This is a genomic window from Vibrio sp. 10N.286.48.B8, from assembly GCF_003050085.1.
GTDB classification, from domain to species: Bacteria; Pseudomonadota; Gammaproteobacteria; order Enterobacterales; family Vibrionaceae; genus Vibrio; species Vibrio crassostreae.
Genome location: NZ_PIGD01000047.1, coordinates 1 through 3,013, shown reverse-complemented (window position 1 = coordinate 3,013; position 3,013 = coordinate 1). Strand labels below are relative to the sequence as shown.

The following is a 3,013-nucleotide window of genomic DNA, read 5'->3' as shown; positions in this document are numbered from 1 at the left end:
AAGCGGCAGTGCGGTTAGCCAAACAGAAACCATCACTTTCACCAATCAAAGTGATGATGTGGAGAAATTCCGTTTAGAGCCGAGTGAGTTTAATACCGACGGTACTCTGAAATCTGATGGCTTAGTGATTGAGATTCGAGAAGAGCCTTCGGGTTCGGGTAACTACATTGGTTTCACCACAGATACTTCAAATGTCGAGACTACAGTCTTCACGCTTGAATTTAGCAGCACGACTTTAGGTGAATACACCTTCACGCTTATAGAAGCGATTGACCACACACCAATTCAAGGTAATAACGACCTAACGTTCAACTTGCCAGTGTACGCGGTTGATAGCGATGGCGATGATTCTCTAATGTCGCCACTTGCTGTGACGATTACCGATGATATCCAAGTCATGGTAGATGGCGCGTTTACGATTGAAGAGCCAACTGTGGCTGATTTAGCAGCGGGTACGCCGACAACTACGACTGTGAATGTTCTTGATCTAGAAGGGGCGGACGGCACGACCATCACCCAAATCAATTATGACAACGGCACAGTGTTTACGCTTGACCAGAGCAATACGGGAGAGCAGAAGTTTGTGGTTGCTGAAGGTTCGCTTTATGTCACGCTGCAAGGTGATGTGCGCTTTGAACCAAACCGTAACCTCGACCACACAAGTGGAGACATCGTTAAGTCGATAGTCGTGACTTCAAGCGACTCAGATAGTGATGTTGTTACTTCTACAGTCACGTTGACTATTACCGATGGTGACATCCCAACGATTGATAATGTACCGAGCGTTACTTTATCTGAAACTAATTTGAGTGATGGTTCTACGCCAAGTGGTGTCGCTGTAAGTCAAACAGAGACGATTACCTTCACTAATCAAAGTGATGATGTGGCGAGTTTCCGTATTGAACCGACAGAATTCAATGTTGGTGGGGGGCTTAAATCAAATGGGCTGGTGGTTGAACTAAAAGCAGACCCAAGCACACCAGGTGGTTATATCGGTTTTGTGACGGATGGTTCGAACGTTGAAACCAACGTGTTCACGATCAGTTTCTCTAGTACTACCCTCGGCCAATACACTTTCACGTTGTTGGAAGCATTAGACCATGTGGATGGTTTAGCGAACAACGATCTTAGCTTTGATCTTCCTGTTTATGCGGTAGACACCGACGGCGACGATTCATTGGTGTCACAGTTGAATGTGACCATCGGTGATGATGTTCAAATCATGCAAGATGGAGCGTTAAATATTGTCGAGCCAACAGTTGCTGATTTGACGGCGGGCACGCCCACGACAACGACCGTTAATGTATTTGATCAAGAAGGGGCAGACGGCGCGACCATCACACAATTTACTTATGATGGCGGGACTGTATTAACGCTTGACCAGAATAATACTGGCGAGCAGAAGTTCGTAGTTGCTGAAGGTTCACTGTATATCACTATTCAAGGTGACGTTCGCTTCGAGCCGAACCGTAATCTTGACCATACTAGCGGAGATATCGTTAAACAGATCCAGGTCACCTCAAGCGATTTCGATAAGGATACCGTGACATCGACAGTCACCCTGACGATTACTGATGGTGATATCCCGACCATTGATACGGTGCCAAGTGTTACTCTGTCTGAAACTAATCTTGCTGATGGCTCAGCGCCAAGTAGCGGTGCTGTAAGTCAAACTGAGACGCTTACTTTTACTAATCAAAGTGATGATGTGACCCGTTTCCGTCTTGAACCTACCGAGTTCAATGTCGGCGGCGCACTGAAATCGAATGGTTTTGTGGTCGAGATAAAAGAAGATTCAGCGAATCCAGGTACTTATATCGGCTTCATTACTGATGGTTCAAATGCTGAAATTCCAGTGTTCACGATTAGCTTCTCGACCTCGACTCTTGGTGAATACACCTTTACTTTATTGGAAGCGTTAGATCATGCAGATGGTCTAACGAACAATGATCTGAGCTTTGATCTTCCGGTCTATGCGGTAGACAGCGATGGCGATGATTCTTTGGTGTCTCAACTCAATGTAACCATCGGCGATGATGTTCAAATCATGCAAGACGGTACGTTAGATATCGTTGAGCCAAATCTGGCTGATGGTACGGTAACAACCAATACCATTGATGTAATGCCAAACCAAAGTGCTGATGGTGCAACGGTTACTGAGTTTTCTTTTGGTGGAATCGTTAAGACGTTGGATCAGAGCATCGCAGGCGAACAGCAATTCAGTTTCACAGAAGGTGAGTTGTACATCACCCTTCAAGGTGAGATGCGCTTTGAGCCCAACCGTAACTTAGACCATTCCGCGAGCGAAGACATTGTTAAGTCGATAGTCGTGACATCCAATGACTTTGATAACGATCCGGTGACTGCGACCGTAACTTTGACCATAACCGATGGCGACAACCCGACTATCGATGCGGTGCCGAGTGTTGCACTTGAAGAAGCTAATCTGGCTGATGGCTCATCACCAAGTGGTAGTGCGGTTAACCAAACAGAAACCATCACTTTTACCAACCAAAGTGATGATGTTGTAAAATTCCGCATTGAGCCGAGTGAGTTTAATACCGGCGGTACTCTGAAATCTGATGGCTTAGTGATTGAGATTCGAGAAGAGCCTTCGGGTTCGGGTAACTACATTGGTTTCACCACAGATACTTCAAATGTCGAGACTACAGTCTTCACGCTTGAATTTAGCAGCACGACTTTAGGTGAATACACCTTCACGCTTATAGAAGCGATTGACCACACACCAATTCAAGGTAATAACGACCTAACGTTCAACTTGCCAGTGTACGCGGTTGATAGCGATGGCGATGATTCTCTAATGTCGCCACTTGCTGTGACGATTACCGATGATATCCAAGTCATGGTAGATGGCGCGTTTACGATTGAAGAGCCAACTGTGGCTGATTTAGCAGCGGGTACGCCGACAACTACGACTGTGAATGTTCTTGATCTAGAAGGGGCGGACGGCACGACCATCACCCAAATCAATTATGACAACGGCACAGTGTTT

Annotated in this window: 1 pseudogene; it reads left to right on the top strand. The window is 46.0% G+C overall.

Features of this window, described 5'->3' with window-relative positions:
- Window positions 1-3,013, top strand: a pseudogene (locus tag CWO08_RS23635) (hypothetical protein); the annotation flags it as partial.